Genomic DNA, 7,409 nt, shown 5'->3' on the forward strand with positions numbered 1-7,409 from the left:
GTCGTTTATCAATGTTTTAATTTTTAAGATTAATTTTGATAAATTTTGGTTATTTGTTCTTAAATTTTTGTATTACTTTATATACAAAGTAGTTTTTGCATGGAGTAGGTAAAAATACTTTTTTAGTTAAGTTAGCTATTCAGAAAAGCTTTTCTTGTTAACTGTTTGGATAAGCTTTTTCTGATTATCTATCTGATAAGTATTTTAAGTTAACTTCTTGGATAAGCTTTTTTGTTAACTTGTAGATAAGTTTTTTACGTTAACTTCCTTGGATAGGCTTTTTCATTAACTTGTTCAAGTAAGTTTTTAAGTTAACGCTCTAGATTACTTATTAACCTAACTATAGCTTGAGGAACGCGTAATGGCTAAACGTAAATGGCAAAATTTAGTACTAACTGCTAATGCTAATCTAACGCAGTTAAGCCTTAAAAAACGTAAGTTCTACTTACGCATGGGAGTATGTATGTTAGTAGCTTTTGCTTGTTATCTCTGGTTACCTAAGTGTATTACCTTTTACTTGGATAATCAGAAGACTACTTCAATTATGCATAGTCGTTATTACTTTGGAAGTAAGCTTTTATCCCCAGCCGAGGCTGGACCGATAAGCGTCTATCGCGTAGCCTATCGCCAATTACCAAGCCATGCGCAAGCTAAAATTCGTCAAGCTAGTAAAGAATGGGTAGATCATCCCCAACAACTTGAATTAATCGCTAATTTGTTAAGGCAAAGTGTAAACACTTATCCTTACCAAACTTGGGATCAAGGATTAAGAGGATATAAGTACGGATTTAAACATACAAACCTTACTTTAGATCCAGTACCTCTTACACAAGCTAAAGATGATCCTCTATATCCGTATGGACAAGAGTTACCAATTTTAACTATGCCGCAAGGTAAGTTAAAATCCCATTTAAGATCAACTTTGCATACGTTTTCTAATCGATTATTACCTTATCAGCAGCTAAGGGGGAATGTTGATGATAGTGATGGTAATAGTAATGCAGGTAAGAAGATTAACACTCAAGCTAGAGTATTAATTCCAAGCTTGCCTCCAGAGACAAAGTTTGTGAAGTACTTAATTGGTTATCCTCATGATCTAGTAGATCTTACTCCAGAGGGACTGTTTATTAATGGGATCTTTATTAAAGAATTGCCAGCCGCAATAGTAGAAGTAATTACTAAACTGCCACAGCAAATCCGGAGGATTTATCTGCAACCTGAACAATATTGGGCATATGGAGATGATCCAACCAGTATTGACAGTGTATATTTTGGTCCTGTGCCTAAAACGGCTTTAGAAGCTAAGGTAATTTGGGCTAAATAGCTTTAAATCAGAAAGTATCTACAGTCTTAAGCTGTGCCAGGCTAGACTAAAAAGATTATGAAGTTAATTTAACAAAATTAATAAGCGCTTTCACTTGTATTAAGACCTAAAAGTATAAGTCTAAAGCAAATATAAACCTTAAAGCCACAAGTCATTCTTATTAGGTCACTAATGTTTGTTCAAACTATTAGCTTTGGTATGGTTTCTTGTGGCTTTATGCAAGATGATAATAATGCGATGAAAAAGAATTCGTCTTTAGCATCTTCATCTAATACCCTTTCATTTAATCGAACTGTAACTGATTCAACAGCAGCGATATCAACTACAGAAGTGCTAACTGCAGAATTGCCAATAGCACCAATGTCAACAACCTCTAAGTCAGCAACCTCTTCTTTTCAAGAAGAGAGAGTTGAGCAAGTTGTTGAAACCTTAAATAATTTTACTACTGAAGAATTACAGCGTTTAACGCAAGTGGTAAAACAATTTCTGTGGGATACCTATGAGAAAAAGTAATACCCCACAAAACTCTCTGTCAAAAAATAATAACTTAAGCCAAAAATTTACTTTAGAGACAGCAGAGAGAACGAGCTCCCAAATTAAACAAAAGCTCCAAAGTATCTACCAACAAAAGCAAATCGAGATGGCAATTGATACTCTAGCCTTACAAGTACAAACATTGACCAAAGATTGGCATCAAGTTGATTTTTACTTGCCAAGATCTCGAGAGTATTTGTTAGCTATGCTTGAGCAACGCTTATCTCTTATTGAACAAGAGTTAATTGCTCTAAAGCAAGCAAATTTAGATAAACACTTAGATCTAGCTTACTATCAAAGATTTTATAGATTGAAGTGCTTGCAAAAACTCTTAACCTTTAAAGGTAGATTCTACAATAACTTAGTCTGTAATAAAGACCAAGGTTCTAAAGCTAACTGTGTAAAACATCTTAGCTGTAGTGAAAGTCAAGTTTGGGAATTTGTAGGAGAGTTTTTTGATAGATTTGTAAGGAAGGATCGTAATATATTGAACCTTGTGCGTAGATTTGAACGGAAATATATCAATGTAGAGTACAAAGGTAAAACAGATAAGCAAAACTCTTCTAACCTTACTACCGATCTTACAGTTGATCCTAATGCGACTTCTATTGCTGATCCAAATGCTGATTTTATTACTGATTCTAATATTACTTCTACAGCTAATGCGAAAGTTAACAACAAAACTACAGTAGTAAACAAACCTACAGTAACTAGTAAACCAACAGCAACTGACAAATCAGCAGTAACTAACAAATCTACAGCACCTAACAAGGCTTGTAGAGTAGGTACAACAGCAAGTTCTGTTGAAATTAGTAAACGCACGCAAGCTATACAAGAACGTAAGAGAGTAAGATTCTTAAAAAGAGCTTGGGATAAAACACTGCAGAAGAATAGTGCAGAACTACAGGAAGATGTTTTTAGTTTGCCTGTCGTATACGGGAAGCAACTAAGTGTGGTGGTGAGTTTCTTAGAGGATCTCTTTGCGCTTGCGCAAGATAAGTATAGTTATAAGAGTATGGGAGAGGGAGCAAAATATCTTTCACGTGCCTTATGGTTAATCTATAAGAAATTAGTTACCATTCTTCTTAGTGAAAGCTTACAAGTTTATATTCCCCAACATAGTATGTTAAGCAAGTATAAGCTTGTGGAAATGTCTATGCAGGACTATAGCGAACAAGAATTAAAAGATCTAAACCGTGGAGTTAAAAATGCCCAGATTGTGAAATTATTAATAAATGATATCAACCAAGACCACTTTAAGGGTAGAGGGTTTGAAATCTTAAATAGCATTAAAGTAGCTTATGAACAAGCAGTAACAACTGAAGTAGAAAATAACTACTGGGAAAGTAAATTTCTCCAACCACAAGAAGAAGCTGCTTTTCAAGATTCACTCTCTAACTTAAAACAAGTAATAAATAAATACATATCTATCCTAGAGACTAATAGATGCACTAAGTAATCTGATGTCTTTATGATTTACATACAACCTAATTTTAAAATTTACAATGACTCACTACACTAAACGGAGGATATATGACCTCTTATTTTAATAAGTCAAATAAGCTTAACGATCTAATGAATTCTCTACTGCAGACAAGTAAACTTAAAGGTCAAATTGACGCTAAGTTATGCCAACAAGTCAATTTATTACTACAAGACTTGAAGCGACTTACTGAAACTAGTAGAGGAGGTTGCAGATTAAATCCTGATAATGCTCTTGAAGTTCCTTCTAAGCAAAATAAACTATGCAAAGGACTTCCGTATTCAGATGTAGACTTGGCTCTTGCAAACTTGGTAGAGAGTAAATATGTATCTAATTTATCTCTAGAGGAAAAGCAACCTGTGACTACTCAGTATCTAGAGAAAAAGCAACAAGCAATTACTTTACCTCTAGAAGATAAGCATAAAAAGCTAACGCAATTTGCTCTAGAATGCTTTAATGCAAATTACGCAATCTGTTACCATGTGTTACAAACGACCAGTACTATGGTTTTTGAGCATTTAGAACTGATTTCTAATCTTTCGCGTTTGCATGAGAGCTTTTATCTTGCGAGTTTGTTCTGTATGCAAAAGAATGGTAAGTTGTTACAACAAGAACAAAATAACCAAGTTGTTATCGCACATAAAGAGAAAAAACTTCAATCGTGTATTAAGCAGCTGAGCTATAAATTAAATCAGTATGCCTTAGATAATGCAATTATCACTAATGATTACCAAATTAATCTAGAGCAAAGTTCTTTATCCGATAACTATGGTTATCAGTTATTAACAACAACCATGTTGCTATGTGATCCTGATGAACCGAGTAAAGAACTGTTTGCAAGATTACAAGAGCTCTTACAGAATAAGGAATATACAACTCTCTATCAACAAGATAAATTTAACCCAGCTTTCTTTATTGATAAGTTAGAGCTGCATCAAGTACATAAAGAGGCTAATAAGGGTAAATTCTTCGATCCAAGCATTTACTCAGTAAACCATGATTTAGGGGCAATTGCTTACCTCAAATCATTTAAAGACTTAGTACAATCACTACAAAGCTTCATTCTTAATCTTGAAAATATTGAGAGATTTAAGCAAGTAATTACGGGATATATCCATTCGCAAGTATTTTTTAGTTATAAAGTAAGAGTTCTACAACAAGAACTTTCTCCTTACAAGCTACAGATTGATAAACAACTCAAAGATAAAGAAGTAGAAGTAAAAGATATCTCTACTTTGAGTAAAAAAGAGAGAAAGGCTTTAGAAGTAGCTCTGCAAGAACAAGAACGGCTAGCTTTAGAAGAAAAAGCTAACCAAGAAGCTTATTTACTGAGACTTATAAGGAACTATGTTCCATACTTCATTTATGAGAAAGACATACAACAGGGTAAAGCAACTAAACGTATATGCTTTAATGCTTTAGGTGTACCAAAAAACTTAGCTAATAGCTTAGTAGTGCAAAAATGTATTTTACAACTAAGTAAAGCTAAGAATAATCTTGCTGCCATTAAAGTACAAGGACTAAACTTTAATACCCGTAAGTACATTGAATTTTTACAAATGTTCTACCGTATTAAAGGTAGTACCTGTGATCTCTTAAAGATTTTGTACAAAGCCCAAAATAGTCAATATCCAAATGACTATGATAGTAAAAATACTTGTATCAATCAGCTAGAAATTTTAATTAATACTTGTATTGATTTATTTGGTAAAAGTCCGTTAACCAATAATGCCGTTGCTAAGAGTGGATCAGTTGCTGACAACAATGTTACCGCTGATGCCTGTACCCAAAATTGTAATGAGGAAGATATGAACCTGCAAGATACTCAAGAAAATGAGAAACAAGAAAACAGAGGTCACGAGCAAGAAAAAGAGGTGCAAGAAAACGGAGTGCAAGAGCAAGAAAACGGGAAACAAGAGAAGCAAGAGAGATCAGAGCAGCAAGATAAACAAGAGCAGCAAGAGAAAGATGACTCTGCACCAGATGACTCTTCTCAAGAAGAAATGGTACAAAAAGTTTACAGAGAATATATTAGTAATTATTATAACTCTGTACATAGGTTCGACTATCTAGCATCGGTTTTCCGTTTTATAAATAGTCATACTCATTTTGCTTATCTTGAGCAATATGAACAATTGATGATTAGTCTCTGGAAAGTAGAAGAGCAAATCAAGAACCCCCAAGCTTTAATGATTGCTAGTGAAGAAGTACCAAAGGAGCTTAAAGAAGCTATTGATATCATTAACAATCTTGCTAAGAGTAGTAGCCAAACTAAAGCAGCAATGTTACACAAATACTTTATAAATGATCTACATCTCGAGCAAGAATACGCAGCTTTCAAGTTACATCAACAAAAAGTATTTTCCGGCATTGCTCATTTAGCTAAAGAGGTTGTACGTCAAAGTGATGAAGAGTTACATGCATTTGCTCAAGTAGTAGGAAAGTTTTTAACTGCTAAAGAGTGTGAGCAGCTAGTTAATCTTAATCCAGAGCAACAACAAGCTCTTGAGTTGTTACTTGTACAAGCACTTAAGAACTTACGAGCAAGTAAAGCTTCTGCACAAGGAGAAAATAGTTCTACTAATAATTACACTACTAATTCTACTGCTGATTTTAATCATGTTTTAACTAGTGGTTCACTTAGTAATGCCTTTAAGTTTTTAGCCCTTAAACATCTTGCTAGTCTGGCTTTACCTAGTTTTTCTGTAAGCAAAGAGCTAGGACAGCAAGGCTTTGTGAAAGAGTATTTTACCTTTAAGAAAGCTAAAGGCAAGAAAACTAAACTAAGAAAAAATAAGGCAGCAAGTAATAAGTTAAGAGACAACAAGTCTATTAGTAATAAAACAGCAAGAAATGAGTTAGTCGTTAAAACTGCTAATTCTGTTAATGTTTTACAATATGATGATAATCTTGAATTAGATTACATGCATTGGCAGTTGATGTATCAGCAATGTCTTGCTAAGCAAGAGTATCTTTATACTAGAGACTTAAGTTTACTCTTAAGTAATGCTCTAGCTAATGATGCTGAAGGAGATAAGTACTATAAACATAAAATCCTCAAGCTAAGAGATACCTTTGATGTATCTGACGAACAGCTTGGCAAAAAGAAAAAGAAAAATATTGCTAAACAGTCTGTTCAAGAGACTGCACAAAAGATTAATAAGCAATCAACTAAACAGTCAGTTAAACAGACTGAAGAAATCCAACCTCTTACTCCTAGTGAGATTAAAGAACTAGGTTTAAAAGTAAGATTCAGTAGTTACACTTCATACTTACTAGCAGAGTTAGCAACTAGATCTACAGCGAATAAGCTACTCTCTATACCTTTATCTAAGAGTGAGAAAAAACGAGCTGCACTACAATCTTTACCAGTTGTAACTTCAGAGCAACTCATTCTAGCTGAAGAAGATAGAGATAGATTAATCCAGATTATAGATTTAGTTAAGGAGCGAACAAGTAAAGAGAAGAAAGAGATCTTCGATAACTTAAAAGCAGATTTGCAGAGTTATTTTTCTCCGGAAAATAATTATGCACATATGCGTAAGTTATCTGCACGAGCCTATGTAATGTTTGATTTACTCTATCGTAAATCTTTACTAGACTATAAATCAGAAAATCACAGAAAAGCTACTCTTGACTATAGATGCTTACCACTTAAAGTTCTAGCACCAACTATTGAACTGAAGTTAATGCACTTTTTATTAGAGGGTACTAACTCTGATCTAACTAGACTACAAAAATCACGCTCACAGTTAGAGATCTTAAGACTATCTAAAAAGGTCATGGATATGCAACTTTAAGTAGTATCACAAGTAAGCCCCTCCCTATATATTGTCAGCAATATAATATTGTCTTCAATATATTCTCTATACTAACTTTTAAGAAAACTTATCCTGTTTATAGTTTCAGACAACCTTCCATATAAATTAGGATATGTTCTAAAAATAGGTAATAGAGATTGCTTGATATATTACTTAAATCCTAAAACAAACTCTAATTGTAAAAGTATTACTCAAACAACCCCTAATTGTAAAAGTAATCCTTGGACGTGATGAGATTGAATAATAT

The 7,409-nt window shown here is 33.6% G+C and carries 4 protein-coding genes; all 4 read left to right on the forward strand.

What is annotated here, in order from left to right; all coding sequences use genetic code 11:
• The first annotated feature begins 361 nt into the window (after nt 1-361).
• The 4 genes from CKF58_RS03715 to CKF58_RS03730 all read left to right on the forward strand — a co-directional run bounded on the left by CKF58_RS03715 (nt 362) and on the right by CKF58_RS03730 (nt 7,141).
• Nucleotides 362-1,324, forward strand: a complete 963-nt coding sequence (locus CKF58_RS03715) for a S26 family signal peptidase (protein ID WP_119531100.1) — start codon at nt 362-364, stop codon at nt 1,322-1,324.
• 171 nt (nt 1,325-1,495) lie between these two features.
• Nucleotides 1,496-1,837: a hypothetical protein gene (locus CKF58_RS03720; protein WP_119531102.1), complete on the forward strand. Its 342-nt coding sequence runs from the start codon at nt 1,496-1,498 to the stop codon at nt 1,835-1,837.
• Nucleotides 1,824-3,317, forward strand: a complete 1,494-nt coding sequence (locus CKF58_RS03725; RefSeq protein WP_119531104.1) for a hypothetical protein — start codon at nt 1,824-1,826, stop codon at nt 3,315-3,317. Before CKF58_RS03720 ends, CKF58_RS03725 begins: the two co-directional genes overlap by 14 nt.
• Nucleotides 3,318-3,700: 383 nt before the next feature.
• Nucleotides 3,701-7,141, forward strand: a complete 3,441-nt coding sequence (locus CKF58_RS03730; protein ID WP_147397207.1) for a hypothetical protein — start codon at nt 3,701-3,703, stop codon at nt 7,139-7,141.
• Nucleotides 7,142-7,409: the final 268 nt, after the last annotated feature.

Origin of the sequence: Psittacicella hinzii, from assembly GCF_003585935.1 — a bacterium.
GTDB lineage: Bacteria > Pseudomonadota > Gammaproteobacteria > Enterobacterales > Psittacicellaceae > Psittacicella > Psittacicella hinzii.